The sequence below is a fragment of the Ruegeria lacuscaerulensis genome, assembly GCF_013034685.1.
GTDB lineage: Bacteria > Pseudomonadota > Alphaproteobacteria > Rhodobacterales > Rhodobacteraceae > Ruegeria > Ruegeria lacuscaerulensis_B.
Window position 1 is genome coordinate 629,739 of record NZ_WQGO01000001.1, and the last position, 17,987, is coordinate 647,725.

24 protein-coding genes are annotated in these 17,987 nt (G+C 57.9%); 11 read left to right on the top strand and 13 right to left on the bottom strand.

All coding sequences use genetic code 11. The annotated features are described in order from the left end of the window. Positions 1–642 (top strand): leucyl/phenylalanyl-tRNA--protein transferase, encoded by a 642-nt coding sequence (aat, locus tag GOV80_RS03120; protein ID WP_170782802.1) that lies wholly within the window; start codon positions 1–3, stop codon positions 640–642. Here aat and GOV80_RS03125 read toward each other — a convergent pair. The 6 genes from GOV80_RS03125 to GOV80_RS03150 all read right to left on the bottom strand — a co-directional run bounded on the left by GOV80_RS03125 (position 588) and on the right by GOV80_RS03150 (position 4,336). Next, on the bottom strand, positions 588–956 hold the full coding sequence (locus GOV80_RS03125; RefSeq protein ID WP_170782803.1) for a DUF2155 domain-containing protein: 369 nt from the start codon (positions 954–956) through the stop codon (positions 588–590). The genes aat and GOV80_RS03125 overlap by 55 nt on opposite strands. Next, complete coding sequence (gene mlaD / locus GOV80_RS03130; RefSeq protein ID WP_170770061.1) at positions 956–1,405, bottom strand: outer membrane lipid asymmetry maintenance protein MlaD; 450 nt, start codon at positions 1,403–1,405, stop codon at positions 956–958. The genes GOV80_RS03125 and mlaD overlap by 1 nt, the downstream gene beginning before the upstream one ends. A gap of 12 nt (positions 1,406–1,417) precedes the next feature. Further along, complete coding sequence (locus tag GOV80_RS03135; RefSeq protein ID WP_170770060.1) at positions 1,418–1,801, bottom strand: NADH:ubiquinone oxidoreductase subunit NDUFA12; 384 nt, start codon at positions 1,799–1,801, stop codon at positions 1,418–1,420. A 79-nt stretch (positions 1,802–1,880) separates the two neighbouring features. Next, a complete protein-coding gene (locus GOV80_RS03140; RefSeq protein ID WP_170782804.1) occupies positions 1,881–2,240 on the bottom strand; it encodes a RidA family protein in 360 nt (119 codons plus the stop codon). Between the two features lie 62 nt (positions 2,241–2,302). Continuing rightward, positions 2,303–3,568 (bottom strand): ATP-dependent Clp protease ATP-binding subunit ClpX, encoded by a 1,266-nt coding sequence (clpX, locus tag GOV80_RS03145; RefSeq protein WP_170770058.1) that lies wholly within the window; start codon positions 3,566–3,568, stop codon positions 2,303–2,305. Positions 3,569–3,703: 135 nt separating this feature from the next. Beyond that, on the bottom strand, positions 3,704–4,336 hold the full coding sequence (locus tag GOV80_RS03150) for an ATP-dependent Clp protease proteolytic subunit (RefSeq protein ID WP_170770057.1): 633 nt from the start codon (positions 4,334–4,336) through the stop codon (positions 3,704–3,706). Between the two features lie 320 nt (positions 4,337–4,656). Between GOV80_RS03150 and GOV80_RS03155 the strand changes: the two genes are divergently transcribed. Continuing rightward, positions 4,657–4,998, top strand: a complete 342-nt coding sequence (locus GOV80_RS03155) for an ArsR/SmtB family transcription factor (RefSeq protein ID WP_170770056.1) — start codon at positions 4,657–4,659, stop codon at positions 4,996–4,998. 7 nt (positions 4,999–5,005) lie between these two features. Here the strand turns inward: GOV80_RS03155 and GOV80_RS03160 are convergent, their stop codons facing one another. Beyond that, on the bottom strand, positions 5,006–6,127 hold the full coding sequence (locus GOV80_RS03160; protein ID WP_170782805.1) for a zinc ABC transporter substrate-binding protein: 1,122 nt from the start codon (positions 6,125–6,127) through the stop codon (positions 5,006–5,008). A 93-nt stretch (positions 6,128–6,220) separates the two neighbouring features. On the opposite strand from GOV80_RS03160, the gene GOV80_RS03165 reads away from it, so the two are divergent. The 4 genes from GOV80_RS03165 to GOV80_RS03180 all read left to right on the top strand — a co-directional run bounded on the left by GOV80_RS03165 (position 6,221) and on the right by GOV80_RS03180 (position 8,446). After that, on the top strand, positions 6,221–6,700 hold the full coding sequence (locus tag GOV80_RS03165) for a Fur family transcriptional regulator (protein WP_170782806.1): 480 nt from the start codon (positions 6,221–6,223) through the stop codon (positions 6,698–6,700). Continuing rightward, complete coding sequence (locus tag GOV80_RS03170) at positions 6,697–7,440, top strand: metal ABC transporter ATP-binding protein (protein ID WP_331252082.1); 744 nt, start codon at positions 6,697–6,699, stop codon at positions 7,438–7,440. The genes GOV80_RS03165 and GOV80_RS03170 overlap by 4 nt, the downstream gene beginning before the upstream one ends. Then, the gene (locus GOV80_RS03175; RefSeq protein ID WP_170782807.1) at positions 7,440–8,234 is read left to right on the top strand and encodes a metal ABC transporter permease; all 795 of its coding nucleotides are present in this window, start codon (positions 7,440–7,442) and stop codon (positions 8,232–8,234) included. The genes GOV80_RS03170 and GOV80_RS03175 overlap by 1 nt, the downstream gene beginning before the upstream one ends. Before the next feature lie 74 nt (positions 8,235–8,308). Beyond that, positions 8,309–8,446, top strand: a complete 138-nt coding sequence (locus GOV80_RS03180) for an entericidin A/B family lipoprotein (protein ID WP_170770051.1) — start codon at positions 8,309–8,311, stop codon at positions 8,444–8,446. Between the two features lie 1,077 nt (positions 8,447–9,523). Here GOV80_RS03180 and GOV80_RS03185 read toward each other — a convergent pair. Both GOV80_RS03185 and GOV80_RS03190 read right to left on the bottom strand, forming a co-directional pair. Further along, positions 9,524–9,973: a hypothetical protein gene (locus tag GOV80_RS03185; protein ID WP_237215606.1), complete on the bottom strand. Its 450-nt coding sequence runs from the start codon at positions 9,971–9,973 to the stop codon at positions 9,524–9,526. A gap of 116 nt (positions 9,974–10,089) precedes the next feature. Beyond that, entirely contained in the window at positions 10,090–10,404 is a 315-nt protein-coding gene (locus GOV80_RS03190) for a hypothetical protein (RefSeq protein ID WP_237215608.1), read from the bottom strand. Positions 10,405–10,595: 191 nt separating this feature from the next. On the opposite strand from GOV80_RS03190, the gene GOV80_RS03195 reads away from it, so the two are divergent. Next, positions 10,596–11,543 carry an aldo/keto reductase gene (locus GOV80_RS03195; RefSeq protein ID WP_170782808.1) on the top strand — a complete coding sequence of 316 codons (948 nt, stop codon included), beginning with the start codon at positions 10,596–10,598 and terminating at the stop codon, positions 11,541–11,543. A gap of 34 nt (positions 11,544–11,577) precedes the next feature. Here GOV80_RS03195 and lepA read toward each other — a convergent pair whose 3' ends face one another. Next, a complete protein-coding gene (gene lepA, locus GOV80_RS03200) occupies positions 11,578–13,377 on the bottom strand; it encodes a translation elongation factor 4 (protein ID WP_170782809.1) in 1,800 nt (599 codons plus the stop codon). Between the two features lie 82 nt (positions 13,378–13,459). Then, positions 13,460–14,086, bottom strand: coding sequence for an RNA ligase family protein (locus tag GOV80_RS03205; protein ID WP_170782810.1), 627 nt, complete (start codon positions 14,084–14,086; stop codon positions 13,460–13,462). 166 nt (positions 14,087–14,252) lie between these two features. Between GOV80_RS03205 and GOV80_RS03210 the strand changes: the two genes are divergently transcribed. Further along, a complete protein-coding gene (locus tag GOV80_RS03210; protein WP_170782811.1) occupies positions 14,253–14,561 on the top strand; it encodes a hypothetical protein in 309 nt (102 codons plus the stop codon). A gap of 66 nt (positions 14,562–14,627) precedes the next feature. Then, positions 14,628–15,569, top strand: coding sequence for a LysR family transcriptional regulator (locus tag GOV80_RS03215; protein WP_170782812.1), 942 nt, complete (start codon positions 14,628–14,630; stop codon positions 15,567–15,569). Here the strand turns inward: GOV80_RS03215 and GOV80_RS03220 are convergent. After that, entirely contained in the window at positions 15,566–16,009 is a 444-nt protein-coding gene (locus GOV80_RS03220; RefSeq protein ID WP_170782996.1) for a low molecular weight protein-tyrosine-phosphatase, read from the bottom strand. The two genes, GOV80_RS03215 and GOV80_RS03220, sit on opposite strands and share 4 nt — an antisense overlap. Positions 16,010–16,037: 28 nt before the next feature. Here GOV80_RS03220 and GOV80_RS03225 point away from each other — a divergent pair, with 28 nt between their 5' ends. Then, positions 16,038–16,733, top strand: a complete 696-nt coding sequence (locus GOV80_RS03225; RefSeq protein ID WP_170782813.1) for an NAD-dependent deacylase — start codon at positions 16,038–16,040, stop codon at positions 16,731–16,733. Positions 16,734–16,794: 61 nt separating this feature from the next. Further along, a complete protein-coding gene (locus GOV80_RS03230) occupies positions 16,795–17,403 on the top strand; it encodes an HdeD family acid-resistance protein (RefSeq protein ID WP_170782814.1) in 609 nt (202 codons plus the stop codon). Positions 17,404–17,479: 76 nt separating this feature from the next. Here GOV80_RS03230 and GOV80_RS03235 read toward each other — a convergent pair whose 3' ends face one another. Next, positions 17,480–17,953: a copper chaperone PCu(A)C gene (locus GOV80_RS03235; RefSeq protein WP_170782815.1), complete on the bottom strand. Its 474-nt coding sequence runs from the start codon at positions 17,951–17,953 to the stop codon at positions 17,480–17,482. Between the last annotated feature and the right edge of the window lie 34 nt (positions 17,954–17,987).

The window sequence follows — 17,987 nt, forward strand, 5'->3', positions numbered from 1 at the left end:
ATGAGCCTCTCGCCGGAACTTTTGCTACATGGCTATTCCGTCGGCATTTTTCCGATGGCCGAGCACCGCGACGACCCGGAGTTGTTCTGGGTCGATCCCAAGTTTCGCGGCGTGTTTCCGCTGGACGGGTTTCACATTTCTCGCAGTCTGGCGCGGCGGATGCGCAAATGCGGATTCTCGATCAGCATCAATCAAGACTTCGCTTCGGTGGTCGATGGCTGTGCCGACCGCGCAGATACATGGATCAATAGCGAATTGCACCTGCTCTACCAACAGCTTCACCGCTCGGGCCATGCGCATTCGCTGGAGGTGTGGGACGAATCCGCGTTGGTTGGCGGCGTCTATGGCGTGACCCTTGGCGCAGCTTTCTTTGGTGAGAGCATGTTTTCCCGCCGTACGGATGCGTCGAAAATCGCGTTGGCCTTTTTGATTGACCGGCTACGAAGAACCGGGTTTCAGCTGTTTGACACGCAGTTTTTGACAGCGCACCTGGCCTCGCTGGGCGCAATCGAGATACCGCGCGCGCGATACCGGCAGGAACTAGAAGAGGCAATCAAACTTGAGGCGGACTTTGCCGCGGCTTTGGATCAATCCGCCGAAGGCGTGATACAACGGATAACCCAGACGTCATACCGCGCGTGATCCAGCGCGTTCAACGCTGGAGCTGTTGCAATCATCCAACCGTCAAACAGTTGATCTGTCTTGCCATTTTCCCAAATCGTCAGATAGGCAAAAGCATCACCGGTCGGGTTTTCGGCTGGATATCGGCAGTCGCCCAAGGCTACATCCAGACCAAAGATTGCCTCGGTCTGACCATTTTGCATCTGGACATCCACGGTCTGGCCGCTGACCTTGTCCAACCCGCGCAACATCGCTCCCGGCCCGGATTGGACCTTTTGCTGGGCCGAAACGCCCGTTGCGGCCAACAAGGCCGCGACAAGGGCCGCGCGTCGCATCAGCTGCCGTCCCCGGCAACGAATTTAACCAGCAATGAGATCAGGCTGACCGCGCCCTGCGTGTCGGTAACTTCGTCACCCGGCTCGAAATAAAAGGGCGAACCACCAGGCATTACCTCAACGAAGTTGCCGCCCAGCAGCCCTTCGGAGGAAATCACGATCGCGCTATCATCGGGCACCAGAATGCCGTCCGAGATCGAAAAGGTTGTATCTGCGCGGTAGGTATCGGAATTAAGGGTTACCCCCGTCACAGTTCCGATTTTAACCCCGGCAAGGCGCACATCTGTCCCTACGCCCACGCCCTCCAGCGACCGGAACGAGGCCCCCAGTTCGTACCCTGTACCGCCCTGCGACAGGCCTGTGGATTGGCTGGCATAGATGCCAAACGCAACGGCACAGGCTAAAACAGCGCCGCCAACTAGGACTTCGGTTACGTTATAGCTCGACATAAATTGCCTCGTTTATTCGGGGCTCCAGGCCTCGTAATCGGAACGTTCAATCGGGTCCGGGCGGCGCAGCGACCCAGCCGGTGCATATGCCAGCGCCGAGCCCGTCAGGTTCTCCTGATGCGGTTTTTCCCATGATTTATGGGCCAGCGGCTTGTCGGTCGGTGGTTCATCCCACGTGCGGTGCAGCCAACCGTGCCAGTCAGGATCAATGCGGCTGGCTTCGGCCTCACCATTGAAGATCACCCAGCGCTTGCTGTCATCGGCGTTGCGATAAAAGACGTTACCCTGGTCATCTTCGCCAACCTTCTCACCCTTGCGTGCAGTATAGATCTGCGTGTTCAAGGTCGCCCCGTTCCACCAAGTCACGGCTCGCAAGAGATTGTTCAGGATACCCATGGGCTGCCTCCGGCAATTCTGTTTCCGCAGATATGGACCAAAGGCGCGCCAAGGTCCAGTCTCACAAGGATCACACCTGTCATTCCGGCAGATATGCGGCCACTTCGATTTCAATCCGGTATTTCGGGTCGATCAACCCACATTCGATCATCGTTGCCGCCGGTGGGTTCGCGCCGAATGTCTCGCTCAGGATTGGCCAGCAGGATTCGAACTCGGCCTTGTCAGGCAACATGTACGTCACGCGGACCACGTCAGCAAACCCAGCTCCGGCCTCAGCCAGCGCCTTTTCAATGATCGTCAACGCCGAACGGCACTGCTCGACCACGTCATTGCCTTGCCCGACTGTGCCCGCAACATGGACCCAGCCACCTGCAACAACAGCCCGGCAATATCCGAGTTTGGCTTCAAACTCACCACCGGACGAAATACGTTTGATCATTCCTGCGCCTCACAAGAAAACGGCGCGGAAAACCGCGCCGTATGTGTTTGAAATTAAGCGGTTTACCCGGCTGACGCAGATTCCGCTGCATCCGCATAGATGATGAGCGGTTGCGACTCTGAGGTCACGGCCTCTTCGTTGACCACAACTTCGGTCACGTTTTTCAGACCTGGAAGTTCGAACATCGTATCCAGCAGGATATCTTCCAGGATCGAGCGCAGACCACGTGCCCCGGTTTTCCGTTCGATCGCCTTCTTGGCAATCGCCTTAAGTGCGTCATCGGTAAAGGCCAGCTCGGCATCTTCCAGCTCGAACAGACGCTGGTATTGCTTGACCAGCGCGTTCTTGGGCTTGGTCAGGATAGTAACCAGAGCATCCTCGTCCAGATCCTCAAGCGTTGCCAGAACTGGCAGACGACCGACGAATTCTGGTATCAGGCCGAATTTCAACAGGTCTTCGGGCTCAAGATCTTTGAAAATCTCGCCCACGCCCCGGTCATCATTGTCACGCACATCAGCACCAAAGCCCATGGCCGAACCTTTGCCGCGCTGCGCGATGATCTTGTCCAGACCCGCAAATGCGCCACCGCAGATGAACAGGATATTCGTGGTGTCCACCTGCAGGAATTCCTGCTGCGGATGCTTGCGTCCGCCCTGCGGCGGAACGCTGGCCACTGTGCCTTCCATCAGTTTCAGAAGCGCTTGCTGCACGCCCTCACCCGATACGTCGCGGGTGATCGAGGGGTTTTCGGACTTGCGCGTGATCTTGTCGACTTCGTCAATATAGACGATGCCGCGTTGCGCACGCTCGACATTGTATTCCGACGCTTGCAGCAGTTTCAGAATGATGTTCTCGACATCCTCGCCCACATAGCCGGCTTCGGTCAGGGTCGTCGCATCCGCCATGGTGAAGGGCACATCCAGAATACGCGCCAGCGTCTGGGCCAGCAGCGTCTTGCCGCAGCCGGTCGGGCCGATCAGCAGAATGTTGGACTTCGCCAGCTCAATATCGCTGCCCGCTTTCTGAGCATGGTTTAGACGTTTGTAGTGATTGTGAACCGCAACCGACAGAACGCGCTTGGCGGTGGCCTGACCGATCACGTAATCGTCTAGAACCTCGCAGATATCCTTGGGCGTCGGCACCCCGTCGCTGGACTTCAGGCCACTGGCCTTGGTCTCTTCGCGGATGATGTCCATGCACAGTTCGACGCATTCGTCACAGATGAATACTGTGGGTCCGGCAATCAGCTTGCGCACCTCATGCTGGCTCTTGCCGCAAAAGCTGCAATAGAGCGTATTTTTGCCGTCGCCGCCTGAATTCGTCGCCATGTTATACCTTTCGGGCTTCGTCTCTGCGGCCCCGCCCGGGGCCGCGTTTGCCGCTTGTTGGTGCAGCTTAGGCCACCACCGGGGCGGCTACAATCTCAAAAATGTACCCAACGTGGTCAACACGGGCACAGATTCCTAGGCGTCGTCCCCGTCCATTTTTGCACGGTTTTCGACGATTTCGTCGATATGGCCCCATTCTTTTGCTTCTTCCGGGCTCATGAAATTGTCACGGTCCAGCGCCTTTTCAACCGCCTTTTTTGTCTGTCCTGTATGGCGCACGTAAATGTCATACAGACGGTCCTTCAGCTTTTGCGTCTCGGCCGCGTGGATCATGATGTCACTAGCCTGACCCTGATAGCCACCGCTGGGCTGGTGCACCATGATCCGGCTGTTAGGCAACGAAAAGCGCATCCCCTTCTCGCCCCCGGCCAGCAGAACCGACCCCATTGAGGCCGCCTGACCGATCACCAATGTCGAACATTTCGGCTTGATATACTGCATTGTGTCGTAGATCGACAAACCGCTGGTCACTACGCCGCCGGGCGAATTAATGTAGATCGAGATTTCCTTGTTCGGGTTCTCGGCCTCAAGATGCAGCAATTGGGCCACGATCAAATGGCTCATCCCGTCATGGATCGGGCCGTTGATGAAAATGATCCGCTCTTTCAGAAGGCGCGAGAAAATATCATAGGCGCGTTCGCCACGGCTTGTCTGTTCGACCACCATGGGGACGAGCGTATTCATATAGGTATCAACGGGATCGAACATACGGAACCTGCCTGCTTTGCTATGGATCGGGACAATACCCGAAGAAACGTTACCCGAGTCTTAGTGCTGCCACTGAGGGGCTGCAAGGGGGGCCAAAGACTTCTGTATCTTCTTGTGCAAATGAGACCGTTCGGACTCGAAAAACACGCATCTTGCACACAGAGCCTCACAATCATGTGCAAGCATCATCCCATCACGTCATTTTGATTCATGCATATGGGGGCAATTGGTCAAAATACAGGCAGACGGCCTCCGCACAGCGGAGATCATTGAAAATCGAAAACACTCGCCCGTCGACCGGGCCCACAAGGAAAATATAAATGGCACTGCTCCAGATTTCACAGGATATGTCACCTCAGAACCTCGAACAGATCGCGGGGAACGCAACGGACGCGTCGAACTTCCTGAAAGCCATTAGCCACGAAGGGCGGCTGATGATCTTGTGCCATTTGGTCTCTGGCGAAAAATCGGTCACCGAACTGGAAGAACTTTTGTCGGCGCGACAAGCCGCAGTGTCCCAACAACTGTCTCGCCTGCGTCTTGAGGGGCTGGTCGCGCCCCGACGCGAGGGCAAGGCGATCTTCTACCGTTTGGCAGATGATCGCCCCCGCCGGATGCTGGAACTTGTTTACGAGCTGTTTTGCACCGAAGAAGCAGCCTGAGCGCGGCTCAGGACCCGCTGGCACAATTCACGTAACCCTGCGCCATCCCCAATAGCATCGCCGAGTAATGATCGGTTCCGGGGGTGACGTCGACGCCAAGCGGGTCCAATTCATAAACTCCGGCCCCAGAACCTTCGATCGCTGTCTCGACAAGGCGCGTGTCGTATTGAGGTTCGGCGAAGGCACATTGGATTGAATCCTCTGCTACCTTCTCTTGCAGCGCGGCCAGTCGCGCAGGCCCAGGGTTGGACGCATCGCCGAGACTTACGGAGCCGGATGTTTGCAGCCCAAAACGGTTTTCGAAATACTGATAGGCGTCGTGGAACGTAATAAACCGGTGATCCTGCATCCCAGCGATTTTTGTGGCAATCTGGGCTTCCAACTCAAGCAGCTCCGCATTGGCGCGCTCTGCATTTTCCCTGTAAATGGCGGCGTTCTCCGGGTCTGACGCGGCCAGCGTCTCAGCAATGACATGGACCCAAACACGCCCGTTTGCAGGGTCGAGCCAGGCATGCGGGTCGACGCCGTCATGATCATGACCATGGTCATCGTGGTCTGCGTGGTCGTCATGATCATCGTCGTGGCTGGCGTGATCATCATGATCCTCGTGCGCCGCGTGCTCATCATCTTTGTCATGACCGTCATGATCGTCATGTCCCGCATGTTCTTCATGATCTTTGTGATCGTCATGCCCGGCGTGATCGTCATGTTCTTCGTGTTCATCATGCGAATCGTGACCATCGTGGTCTTCATGTTCGTCATGATCGTGATGGTCATCTGCAACCACGTCGCGGAATTCATACAGCACCGTACCTTCCGCATCCAACAAAGTGACGAGGCGCGCATCGCCAGACAGTGCATCCAGCGGCTTCTCCATCCATGGCGTTAGCTCTTCGCCGACCCAGAACACGACATCGGCCGATTGCAGCGCCCGCGCTTCGGATGGGCGCATGGCGTGGTCATGCGGCGAAGATCCGGCCGGGATGATCAACGCGGGCTCTCCAACACCGTTCATGACCTGCGCGACCAACGAATGAACAGGCGCAATATCCGTCGCTACTTTAGGCGGCTCGGCGACCGCCTGACTTGCCAACACAGAGCCCACAGCACAAAGAACTGACCGTCGCATATTTACCCTCGAGTGATATGTTATTACATTTCTTGGTCGCTTGATATGCCCGACGTTATAACATATCAAGCCAAAAATAATTCGGAGCACCGGATGAGCACCGTCGGTTTCAGACAGCACGATCACGCCCATTGCGTACATACCGCCCTCGCCCAAGCTGAGGCGAAATGCAAAGCAAAACGTTTGCAATTTACGCCAGTTCGACGGCGGGTTCTTGAAATTTTGCTGGAAAAACACAAGGCTATGGGTGCTTATGACATCCTGGCCGTGCTGGCTGCGGAAGGCATGGGGTCACAACCCCCCGTAGTCTATCGGGCACTGGATTTTCTGGTGCAACACGGCTTTGTCCACCGCATTGAGCAGCTCAATGCCTATGCAGCATGCGCGCACCCCACCCATGATCACGTACCAGCCTTTCTGATTTGCCGATCTTGCAAAGCGGTCGCCGAAACCGAAACCGAACTGACGCAGGGCCGTCTGGGCGTTGCTGCAAACACATCCGGCTTTCAAATCGAACGCGTCGTGGTCGAGGCTGAGGGCCTGTGCCCGGAATGTATTGGAACACAGGCGTGACGACCCCACTGATCACTCTCAAGGACCTGACGATCCGGGTGGATGGGCGCACAATTCTGGAAAACGTCAACGCATCGGTGTCCGAGGCCGAGATCGTGACAATTGTCGGTCCGAACGGATCGGGCAAATCGACCTTACTGCGCGCCATGATCGGTGCCATCCCGCCAGCAGAAGGAACAGTCCACCGTGCGCCAAACCTGCGCATTGGATATGTCCCTCAGAAACTGGCTTTGGATGCGGCCTTGCCGATGACCGTGCAGCGTTTCCTCGGCCTACCCCGACGGGTCCCGGCGCAAGAGGCGGTTCAGGCCCTTGAATTGGCAGGTGTACCGGATCTCAGAAACCGGCAAATGACCAAACTGTCCGGCGGGCAGTTCCAGCGTGTCCTACTGGCCCGCGCCCTATTGGAGAAACCCCAAGTGCTTCTGCTGGATGAGGCCACGCAAGGATTGGATCAACCGGGTGCCGCGGCCTTTTACCAACGGATCGAGCAGGTGCGCCGCGATATCGGCTGTGCAGTCGTCATGGTCAGCCACGATCTGCACGTGGTCATGGCGGCCTCGGACCGGGTTCTGTGCCTGAACGGACATATCTGCTGTGAAGGGTCGCCGCGAACGGTTGCTGATGCGCCTGAATACCGTGCGCTGTTCGGCAGTGGCACTAAGGGGACCATGGCGCTCTACCAGCATCAGCACAGCCATTCGCATGACCATGATCACTCGCATGATGAGGCACATTGATGCTGGATGACTTCATGGTGCGCGCAGCGCTGGCTGGTGTTGGCGTGGCGATTGCCGCGGCCCCTTTGGGTTGTTTCGTCGTTTGGCGCCGAATGGCTTATATGGGAGAAGCCACGGCCCATGCGTCGGTCCTTGGGGTCGCGCTGTCGCTAGCTTTCTCGCTTCCGCTTCTGCCCGCGATCCTGGCCTCGGCCCTTACCATGGGTTTGGCCGTAACGTTGTTGCGCGGCAAAGGTTTTGCCATGGACACTTTGCTGGGCGTCATCGCACATACCGCGCTGGCGGCAGGTCTGGTGACGGTGGCGCTGTTGTCAGATGTACGTCTTGACCTGAACGCTTTTCTGTTTGGCGACATTCTGGCCGTGACCAAAGGGGACCTTGCCACCATCTGGATCGGAGGAGCGCTGATCCTGACAGTGATGACACTCAGGTGGTCTGCTTTGCTGGTCGCCACGCTGAACCCCGATCTGGCCTATGCATCAGGCATCGACCCCAAACGCGAGGAGCTTTGGCTGACCCTCGCCATGGCGCTGGCCGTTGCAGTCGCAATCAAAGTGGTTGGCATCCTGCTGATCGCCGCACTGTTGGTCATTCCGGCAGCCGGGGCGCGGTCGCTGGTCAAAACCCCGGAAAGCATGGCTGCTTTCGCCGCCGTGATCGGGTCCCTCGCCGCTTTGGGTGGGCTCGGCGGTGCCTATCTGGCCGACACACCGGCGGGTCCCAGCATCGTCTGTGCCGCCGCTATAATCTTCCTGCTGACCGCGCTTTTTGGCCCTTTCATCCGCAAGGACTGATTCCGCTGCAAAACGCTGGTTTCGCTTTTGAAAAACTGCTAGGCACGGCATAGCAAACACCTATGGAGACACAGATGATCCGCACCGCTCTGATTGGACTGACCCTGCTGGCCCTGACCGCCTGCGAAACTGCAAAAGGCGTTGGTCGGGATATCGAGAAAGCCGGGGACGCAATTACCAACACGGCAAGCGACGTTCAGGAAAACATCTGATCCCCTCCATTTTGGGGCAAGAACTTTGCCGCCCTCAATATATTGTTGAATGATCCAGCATATCGTGGCTATAATAGAGCCACAGGTGCATAGACGCGGCATTGCATATCTGACACGACGTTGGGGTTCTTGTGGTCACACAAGAACCCCTTCTCGCATTTGGCGAAAGGTAAGTGGCAGCCTGATTGCCCAATAGCCTGGGAAAAGGAAAAGGCGTCAGGTGCGCAGACGCGGTCTTTGCATGTGCCCTTGCGGAACACTCCTGACGCCTTGCCGGTTCGGCACACCCGAGGGACGCACCGTTCCAGTTGTCTCGGCCCCCGCAGGAACCGCGACCACCGTGCCACGCTCGTGAAAGCGCGTCACAGCCCGCATCAACCATCTGATAAGGTTTCGAAACGGTCCGGCCATGATGCCCGGACCACCTTGAAACCAGCCGGTAACCCGCTGCGATCACAGAAAAACCCGAAAGTTCCCCATCATCCGCGTAGCCCCTTTGGCCTTTGCGTCCCGCCGTGACCCCTAAAGGCCTTGGCGATAACGAAACTGTTACATCCGATCCGCAGTCCGGCAAGAAAATAGCACCGCAGCATGAAAATTAGCCGTGGATAAAGTGTTGATATCCGCAGGGATGAATTTGTGGACAAGTCTGGAAACCCAGCCGCGAGGGGCTGTTGAGTACGGAAAACTCCCGTCTGTGAAAATGACCTCCTTCGCACCCGTTTCTGCACCCGCAAATGGGTTTCCTGAAGGTGCAGAGGCAGAATCACGTTGCCAATCCGAATCAAACCGCGCAATTCGACCTGAAAAACCAGAGAGCTCGGGCGACAGCATCGAACCACTGCAACACCGCGCTGAAGGTCGCGGGCCCAATCCCCTGCCGCCAAGAGACGCCGCGTATCTGGCGGAAAGGACCAAAAGCCTGTTGCATGTGGGGCGCGCCGCCGCCCGAACCGCCTCCTCCCTGCGGAGACGGGTAGTCCTGAGAAGCGCCCTGACCCGGCCGGAATTACCTACTACGCCGCGGCATACCTAAGCAGCCGGTACCCCCTACAGCCCGTCCGAGTCAGGGTCGCTTCAGTTCACCTGCCGTTCCAGAACGGTGCTGTAGGTCGTTCCACGACGCAGGCTACGGAAATCCGCGTAAATTTTGCCGTCCTCATACCGAGCATCAATCAGCGCATTCACACCGATCTCGGGGTTGGCCGAGCTTTCGACGATGCTGATCCGGGTCGGGTCATCCAGACTGATGGTGCCAGTCGCGTCCATCACCCGCCAGGTCTGAGCCGCATTCGGACGCCACTTACTGGGCCCCCAAAACACATTGTCCTGCTGCTTTTGGATATCCAGAACCCACTCGGCGTTGTTGAACCGAGGCGCGTCCCCGGTCGAGGTCCGGTTCGGCCCGACGGCGGTATAGCTGCCCGTCCACGTCCCGCGCAGGTCCGGCGTATCGGCTGCGGCTGCGGTGGCAAGGCTGAGGCTCGTGGCCAAAGCGGCTGCTCCGGCAGTCATAAATCTGGTCATGGTCTCTCCTCCGTTTGTGTCCGGGCCGATGCTGGCCTGCTCAACAGATTGGGAGGAGGCGGACACGTTACAACATTTGTGAAGGAAGCTTCATGAAGGGTTTAGATTGCGGTTAATCAGGCCCACGCCAAGGCGGTTCCGGCGACAACTAAGGCAATCCCGACCCCTTCTCGCATCGAGAAGTCTTCACCGAACAAGAAGAACGAGGCGATGGCGATCAGCACAACCTCGGCCCCCAGAATGCCGGTATAGATGATGCCCAACCGCTCCTCGCGCAGCGCGGCAAGCTCCAGCGTTGCGGCGGCCAGCAGGGTTGCCACGATCAACAGGCTAAGGCCGAGGCCGGGGATTTTCCACCAGAACTTCATCGAGATCATGGCAATGGAATAGAGACCTGCCGATCCGAGGGCGATTATGGGGACCATGGACATAGGGGCCTCCTGCCGAAGTTGCCGCTAGGTCAAAACTAACAAGTTTTAAAAAGTTGGGCTGTGAGCTGGATCACAGATTCGGATATCCTGTTTGGATTTCAAGTGATTTTACTCAGCCCTCAAGCTTGAAGTGCATAACAGTCCCGCAGAATATTCATATATTCTAATTCGAATTTTCAGGGAGAGGAGCAATGACGACGTTTCACGAAATCGGTCTAACCGGGGTGCGAATTCCTCGAATTGGTTTTGGGTCAACAGGGATAGGTAGCATTCCGCAAATTTATGGCTACGAAGTTGATGAGAATAGGGCGCGAGAAACCTTGCGTACAATACTTACCCGCCCCGACGGGTTTATCGATACCGCCCGCGGCTATGCCATGGGCCGGAGTGAAGACCGCATTGGGAGCGTAATTCGTGAACTCGGTGGTTTGCCAGAAGGCTGTGTATTGTCCACGAAAATCGACCGCGACATGGAGACGAGCGTGTTCGACGCTACCCAAGCTAGGCGATCGCTAGAGCAAAGCTTAATGGCACTCGGCGTAGACAGCGTCGACATCCTTCACCTGCACGACCCGGAATACGCTGGTGATATGTCAGAGATCACGCGCAGCGGAGGTGCGCTGGACGAATTGTTCAAAATCAAAGAGGAAGGCCTTGCAACTGCCGTTGGTTTGGCCGGCGGACGGCTGGACGTCCTGTCGCCTATGTTGCGCGACTGGGACTTCGATGTCGTGATGACGCATAACCGGCACACACTTGTAAACGTGAATGCTTCGCCCCTAATCGAACAAGCCGTTTCCAAGGGTGTCACCGTCTTAAATGCAGCACCCTACGCGGGAGGAATTCTGGCAAGAGGTAGCGCGGTTCACCACTTTTACGTTTACCGGCCGGCAACAGAAGAAATGCTCGCGCCTGTGCGCGCGGTCGAAGATATCTGTGCCCGATACGACATTCCAATGGGCGCGCTGGCGCTGCAATTCTCGCTTCGAGATGCAAACATTGCTTCAACAGTTTGCGGGGTGACGTCGCCCCAGCATGTAAACCAAACGCTTGAGTGGGCCCATTGGGACATACCTGAGGCGGTCTGGACTGAACTCACCGACCTCGGACAATCGGACGCCGATCCAGAATCCGCGTAAACTTAGACAAACCAAGAGGAAGAAATGGACAGCCTTAGCTGTCCATTTTGAGCGCTGAAATAAACGCCTCCTGCGGGATATCGACCTTCCCGAACTGGCGCATCTTCTTTTTCCCCGCCTTCTGCTTATCCAGCAGTTTGCGTTTCCGGGTGGCGTCGCCTCCGTAACACTTGGCGGTCACGTCCTTGCGCAGGGCCGAGAGGGTCTCGCGGGCGATGACCTTGCCTCCGATGGCGGCCTGGATCGGGATTTTGAACATATGGCGCGGGATCAGGTCCTTGAGCTTTTCGCACATTGCCCGGCCCCGCATCTCAGCCCGGTCGCGGTGGACCATGGTCGAGAGCGCATCGACGGGTTCGTCATTCACCAGCACCGACATTTTGACCAGATTGTCCTCTGTATAGCCGGTCATCTGGTAGTCGAAGGATGCGTAGCCCTTGGTCACCGATTTCAGGCGGTCGTAGAAGTCAAAGACGACCTCATTCAGCGGCAGGTCATAGACGACCATGGCGCGGCTGCCCGCATAGGTCAGGTCCAGCTGGATACCACGGCGGTCCTGGCACAGTTTCAGCACGTCGCCGAGGTATTCGTCGGGCACCAGAATGGTCGCCTTGATGCGCGGTTCCTCGATATGGTCGACCTTGGAGGGGTCGGGCATGTCGGCAGGGTTGTGCAGCTCGATCATCTCGCCGTCTTTCATGTAGACGTGATAGATCACCGACGGCGCGGTGGTGATGAGCTCGATATCGTATTCACGTTCGATCCGGTCGCGGATGACCTCAAGGTGCAACAACCCGAGGAAGCCGCAGCGGAAGCCAAAGCCAAGTGCTGCCGAAGTTTCCATTTCGAACGAGAACGAGGCGTCGTTCAGCGCCAGTTTGTCGATCGCATCGCGCAGGTCTTCGAATTCGGAACTGTCGACGGGAAAGAGGCCACAGAACACAACCGGCTGCGCGGGCTTGAAGCCGTCCAGCGCGTCCTCAGTCCCGTTGCGGTCATTGGTGATGGTATCCCCGACGCGGGTGTCGCGGACCTGTTTGATTGAAGCGGTCAGAAAGCCAATCTCACCGGGGCCTAGGCTGTCGACCATCTCCATCTCGGGGCGGAAGACTCCGACGCGGTCGACGTGGTGCAGGGTGTTGTTCGACATGAACTTGACCCGCATCCCCTTTTTCAGCGTGCCGTCCATGATGCGGACCAGGACGATCACGCCCAGATAGGCGTCGTACCACGAATCCACCAGCATCGCCTTGAGCGGCGCGTCCAGATTGCCTTGTGGTGCGGGCAGTTGCTGCACGATGGCTTCCAACGTCTCGTGGATGCCCTGCCCCGTCTTGGCGCTGACCTGAATGGCGTCGGTCGCGTCGATGCCGATCACGTCCTCGATCTGTTCGGCCACGCGGTCACAGTCGGACGCGGGCAGGTCAATCTTGTTCAGCACTGGCACGATCTCATGATCGGCGTCGATGGCTTGATAGACATTCGCCAGCGTCTGCGCTTCGACCCCTTGGGTCGAGTCCACAACCAGCAAAGACCCTTCGACCGCACGCATGGACCGTGAGACCTCATAGGCAAAGTCCACGTGGCCGGGGGTATCGATCAGGTTCAGCACATATGCCTCGCCATTGTCGGCGGTATAGTCGATGCGGACCGTGTTGGCCTTGATGGTGATGCCGCGTTCCCGCTCGATATCCATGCTGTCGAGCAGCTGTTCCTTCATGTCGCGATCCTTGACCGTTCCGGTCTCTTGGATGAGCCGGTCAGCAAGGGTGGATTTGCCATGGTCGATATGCGCGACGATGGAGAAATTGCGGATATGAGCGAGGTCTGTCATAGCGACGGGATATGGTTCGAAAACGGGCGCTGGTCAAGGTAGGACCGCACCCGGCAAACCCCTTTGTTTCCGGGTCTGCTGCTTATGAAGCCAACTCGTTTTTGATCAGTTCGGCATTCATCCAATGCGTGTCGCTTTGCACATGGTCTTCGCGCACGTATTTCGCCAGGTGCGTTGGCATATCCCGCTCTGGGAATGCTGCAAAGTCTCGAACGACGAAACCCTCTTGCCTCTCCAGATCAAGATCGGAAAGAACCGTGCTGACAACCTGATCCGAAAACCGCCCGCGATACAGTTCTGGGACGGATGCGATCCCAAGTTCGGCAAAGCGCAAGAGAGTCGCGTCCCAGGCCTGAACCTCCTCCTGCTTAATCCACGCAAAACCCAGAAAATAGGATGGCAACGCGCGGTACGCTATAGAGTGGCGCGCAAAGAGATATTCGCCAACTATGCGCTCATCCCCGGCCAGTTGAGGCGAGATTCCAGCCGCAAAGGCTTTCATCCAATCGCGCGACGGATGGTATCGGGCATCAAGGCTGCGCGGATGGCAGCCCTGACTGTGGATTGTCGTATTCTCACCGTCCATTTTCTCGGTAAAGACAACCTCATTTGCGGCAATCAACCCGCCGACACTGCGCATGATCTTGTCATCGCTGGTGGCCCCGGGGGATTGCGGCAAATGGAATGTGCGGCCGTATTTCTTAAGCATTTTAGTTTCAAATCCGATGGTTTGCCTTAGCAAAGGCGACTTTGTTCCACTGCGCAATCACAATTTTGCAACGCCTGATTGATCCCGAATCCAGTTTGATTCATACTCTGTCGAAAGCCGAGAGGGGCGCAAGATCCCTCCGGGCAGGCAAAAACGAGGCATGAGCATGAAAAAGTTCTTCCTAATCGCATTCTGTGCTGCGTCCGTGGCAAGCTCTCCGTTGGCTGTTGAGGCCGCGCAAATCAAGCGGGCGTGTCTGGCATCGGACCGGTCGGCAGCGACACGGGATCGGTGCACCTGCATTCAGCGCGTGGCCGATCAGGCGCTGACGCGCAGCGACCAAAAGACCGTCTCGAAATGGTTCGCTGATCCTCATAAGGCGCAGGAGTTGAAGATGTCGCGCAGCGCGCGCGATGATGCTCTTTGGGATCGGTATCAGAATTTCGGCCAGATGGCGCAGGCGATCTGTAGCTAAACACCTCAGCATCCTTGACCTGACCCGCCCTGCGCCCCAGAAAAGGCGCAATGAAAGAGGTGTTCGATGGTGATGAAAGGGCTTACTCTGCGGGGACTTGAAGTGTTCGAGGCCTTGGCGCGCACCGGTTCGGTGGCGCAGGCGGCCGAGATCACCGGGCTCAGCCAGCCGTCAGTCAGTCAGCAATTGCGCAATCTGGAAAACGCATTGGGCACCGAACTGGTCGACCATGGACGTCGCCCGATGCGGCTGACGCAGGCTGGGCGCAGCTTTCTGGCACGCGCCGAGACCGTCTTGGCCGAGTTACAAATGGCCCAGAGCGAATTGACCGTGATGGATCTGGGCCATCTGACTACCCTGTCCATCGGGCTGATCGACGATTTCGACAATGACCTGACTCCCCGGCTGGCGACATTGCTGGCCGACAGCCTGACGCGTTCGAAGTTCAAGCTGATCACCCTGCCCAGTCTTGACCTGTTCGCCGACCTAGAAGCCCAGCGCCTGCACATGGCTGTATCAGCGCATTCCGGTGAAGTGCTTGAAGGCGTAGCCGAATACCCGCTGGTGCAGGATCCGTTCATTCTGGTCACTCCAAAAGGAGCGCAGGATGCGGTGCAGACCCTACCCTTTCTGCGCTACGCCCGTGAACAGCTTATCAGCCGCCAGATCGAGGCCCAACTGGCCCGTCAGAAACTGGAGTTCGAGGAACGGTTCGAGATCGGCTCACATCTTGCGCTGATGGCGATGGTTGCGCGCGGCCTTGGCTGGGCCATCACCACGCCCTTGGGGTTCATGCGCGCCGCCCGGTTCCATGACGGCCTAGAGGCGCACCCAGCCCCGTTTGGGGACTTCTCGAGGATGATTTCCCTGTTCACCCGCACCGATTGGTCCGATCAGGTCCCGCAAGAGGTGGCCGATATGATGCGCCGCCTGATGCGCAGCCAGATCGTGGACCCGGCGCTATCGCAACTGCCGTGGCTGTCAGACAGGCTCAAGGTGATGGGCTAACCCCGCAGATGCGCCTCAAGGCCTTCAACGGCTGCTTCAATCAGGTCCAAGGCTCCATCAAAATCGCGGGTATAGTAGGGATCAGGCACATGGTCCGCACCAGTTTGCGGAGCAAAATCGGTCAGCAAACGAACCGGAGTGTCACTTCCCGCAGGGCGCAGATGCTCGATATTCGCGATATTGTCGGCATCCATTCCGATGATCAGATCGAACCGGTGGAAATCCTCGGCCACAAATTGCCGCGCCCGTAGATCGTCCAGCTTGATCCCACGCCCCCGCGCCGCCTTTTGCATCGGCCCATAAGGCGGATCACCGATATGCCAGCCCGAGGTCCCGGCGCTATCGGTGAAAAAATGGGGCGCACGGGCACGAAAAGCACCTTCGGCGGCAGGGGAACGACAGATATTGCCCAGACAGACAAACAGGATACGGTGGCTCATCGGGCAAAGTGTAGCGCGTGAGGCAAAGATGGGAAAGATCGTCATTTTGACAGGGGCCGGAATTTCAGCCGAAAGCGGTTTGGGCACATTTCGCGACGAAGGCGGTCTGTGGTCCCAGCACCGGATCGAAGACGTCGCCACGCCCGAAGGCTTTGCACGTGATCCAGCGTTGGTTCACGGCTTTTACAACGCCCGCCGTATTCAGGCTGCCAAAGCGCAGCCCAACGCTGCCCATCTGGCGCTCGCCCGCCTGCAACGCGACTTTCCGTCGGAGGTTGTGATCGTCACCCAGAATGTTGACAACCTGCACGAGGCTGGCGGGGCCAAAAACGTCCTGCACATGCACGGCACGCTTGCAGGAGCACTCTGTGCCACTTGCGATCATCGCTGGACTGCCCCACCCGAGATGTCCGTGGGCGAGGTTTGCCCGGCCTGCGCCGCCCCCTGTGCCCGACCCGACGTGGTCTGGTTCGGCGAGATGCCATATCACATGGACCTCATTTACGACCACTTGGCAGGGGCGACCGTTTTTGCATCAATCGGCACGTCAGGTCAGGTCTACCCGGCGGCCGCGTTCGTGCACGAGGCCGCCTTGGCCGGAGCGCGAACGGCTGAACTGAACCTTGATCCCTCGGATGGCGCCTCGCGGTATGATGAAGTCATTCTGGGCCCAGCCACTCAGATCGTGCCGCAGTGGGTCGACGGATTGCTGACACATTCCTAACCTGCGGTTGAAAAACGATTTATTTTGGGGCTGAATAACCCTGCCAATACCGGAGGCCCCAATGACCGACCCGAACAACCCGCAGCCAGAGATCCTTGAGGCACACAGCATGGACAGCCGCGATGCGCTGGGCGATCAACTGGCCAATCTGTGGTGGACCTTCCTGCTGCGCGGCCTTCTGGCAGGCGCGCTGGGAATTGCAGCGCTGTTCTGGCCCACGGGTAGTATCGCACTACTGCTGCGGCTGGTGGGGGTGTTGCTGGTATTGGATGGCGGCCTCACCCTGCTGGGGTTCGGGCGGCGCGGCCTGATCGGCGGTGTTGGCGTCGGCGCGCTGCTGATCGGTCTGGTACTACTGATCTGGCCCGAAGGCGTCGCGCGCTTGACCTTTTTCCTGCTGGGCGCATGGGCGCTGATCGTGGGGATCGGCGCGCTGATGGCGTGGCGACAAATGCCCGAACGCAACCCAGATGCGGGGACTGTTCGCAATTCGGGGATCGTTGCCCTAATCATCGGGCTGGTCCTGTTGTTTTGGCCCGGTAGTGGCATGGTCGCGCTTGGCTGGGCGATCGCCTTCTCGGCCCTGGCCTTCTCTGCCGTCATGTTCTTTCTGGCAGCCCGCTTCAAACGCGCCCATGACCGGGTCGCCCCGCGTGTCGTTAACCGCTAAGGCGCAAACAGGCCGGGTTTTACCCGGCCTGACGCATGGATGACGGCCGCATCGCGGCCCGAAGACAGGCGTAGGCCTAGTTAGAATGCGACCCGTGGCCGCCCGTATCGTGACGTTCCAAATCGACGGGAACCTCGATAACGACCTCACCGGCTTTTTCGAAGATCAGCGTCACAGGAACCGTCTCACCTTGTTCGAACGGAGCGGCAAGTCCCATGAACATCACGTGATCACCGCCGCGTTTCAGTATATGCGACTCGCCCGCCGGGATCACAAAGCCTTCCTCAACATGGATCATCTTTGCGACGCCATTCGCGTCGATTTGATGCGTGTGCAACTCGACCCGTGCCGCCGCGTCGGATTGCACACCGATCAGCCGGTCCTCGGCATCGCCACTGTTTTGGATCACCATAAAGGCCGCCCCGGCCTTGGCTGCTTTACCGGCCGAACGCGCATAGGCATCCTCGACCGTGATAGTGTCCTGCGCCATAGCGGCAGAAGCAAAGGTAACAGCGGCCAGCACCGCCATGAATTTGGATGAAAAGGGCATTGCGCCTCTCCTGACTTGAGAATTTGAACGAACT

Coding starts and splice junctions, on each gene's coding strand:
- aat (WP_170782802.1), top strand. CDS start 1: ATGAGCCTCTCGCCGGAACTTTTGCTACATGGCTATTCCGTCGGCATT.
- GOV80_RS03125 (WP_170782803.1), bottom strand. CDS start 956: ATGCGACGCGCGGCCCTTGTCGCGGCCTTGTTGGCCGCAACGGGCGTT.
- mlaD (WP_170770061.1), bottom strand. CDS start 1,405: ATGTCGAGCTATAACGTAACCGAAGTCCTAGTTGGCGGCGCTGTTTTA.
- GOV80_RS03135 (WP_170770060.1), bottom strand. CDS start 1,801: ATGGGTATCCTGAACAATCTCTTGCGAGCCGTGACTTGGTGGAACGGG.
- GOV80_RS03140 (WP_170782804.1), bottom strand. CDS start 2,240: ATGATCAAACGTATTTCGTCCGGTGGTGAGTTTGAAGCCAAACTCGGA.
- clpX (WP_170770058.1), bottom strand. CDS start 3,568: ATGGCGACGAATTCAGGCGGCGACGGCAAAAATACGCTCTATTGCAGC.
- GOV80_RS03150 (WP_170770057.1), bottom strand. CDS start 4,336: ATGTTCGATCCCGTTGATACCTATATGAATACGCTCGTCCCCATGGTG.
- GOV80_RS03155 (WP_170770056.1), top strand. CDS start 4,657: ATGGCACTGCTCCAGATTTCACAGGATATGTCACCTCAGAACCTCGAA.
- GOV80_RS03160 (WP_170782805.1), bottom strand. CDS start 6,127: ATGCGACGGTCAGTTCTTTGTGCTGTGGGCTCTGTGTTGGCAAGTCAG.
- GOV80_RS03165 (WP_170782806.1), top strand. CDS start 6,221: ATGAGCACCGTCGGTTTCAGACAGCACGATCACGCCCATTGCGTACAT.
- GOV80_RS03175 (WP_170782807.1), top strand. CDS start 7,440: ATGCTGGATGACTTCATGGTGCGCGCAGCGCTGGCTGGTGTTGGCGTG.
- GOV80_RS03180 (WP_170770051.1), top strand. CDS start 8,309: ATGATCCGCACCGCTCTGATTGGACTGACCCTGCTGGCCCTGACCGCC.
- GOV80_RS03185 (WP_237215606.1), bottom strand. CDS start 9,973: ATGACCAGATTTATGACTGCCGGAGCAGCCGCTTTGGCCACGAGCCTC.
- GOV80_RS03190 (WP_237215608.1), bottom strand. CDS start 10,404: ATGTCCATGGTCCCCATAATCGCCCTCGGATCGGCAGGTCTCTATTCC.
- GOV80_RS03195 (WP_170782808.1), top strand. CDS start 10,596: ATGACGACGTTTCACGAAATCGGTCTAACCGGGGTGCGAATTCCTCGA.
- lepA (WP_170782809.1), bottom strand. CDS start 13,377: ATGACAGACCTCGCTCATATCCGCAATTTCTCCATCGTCGCGCATATC.
- GOV80_RS03205 (WP_170782810.1), bottom strand. CDS start 14,086: ATGCTTAAGAAATACGGCCGCACATTCCATTTGCCGCAATCCCCCGGG.
- GOV80_RS03210 (WP_170782811.1), top strand. CDS start 14,253: ATGAAAAAGTTCTTCCTAATCGCATTCTGTGCTGCGTCCGTGGCAAGC.
- GOV80_RS03215 (WP_170782812.1), top strand. CDS start 14,628: ATGGTGATGAAAGGGCTTACTCTGCGGGGACTTGAAGTGTTCGAGGCC.
- GOV80_RS03220 (WP_170782996.1), bottom strand. CDS start 16,009: ATGAGCCACCGTATCCTGTTTGTCTGTCTGGGCAATATCTGTCGTTCC.
- GOV80_RS03225 (WP_170782813.1), top strand. CDS start 16,038: ATGGGAAAGATCGTCATTTTGACAGGGGCCGGAATTTCAGCCGAAAGC.
- GOV80_RS03230 (WP_170782814.1), top strand. CDS start 16,795: ATGACCGACCCGAACAACCCGCAGCCAGAGATCCTTGAGGCACACAGC.
- GOV80_RS03235 (WP_170782815.1), bottom strand. CDS start 17,953: ATGCCCTTTTCATCCAAATTCATGGCGGTGCTGGCCGCTGTTACCTTT.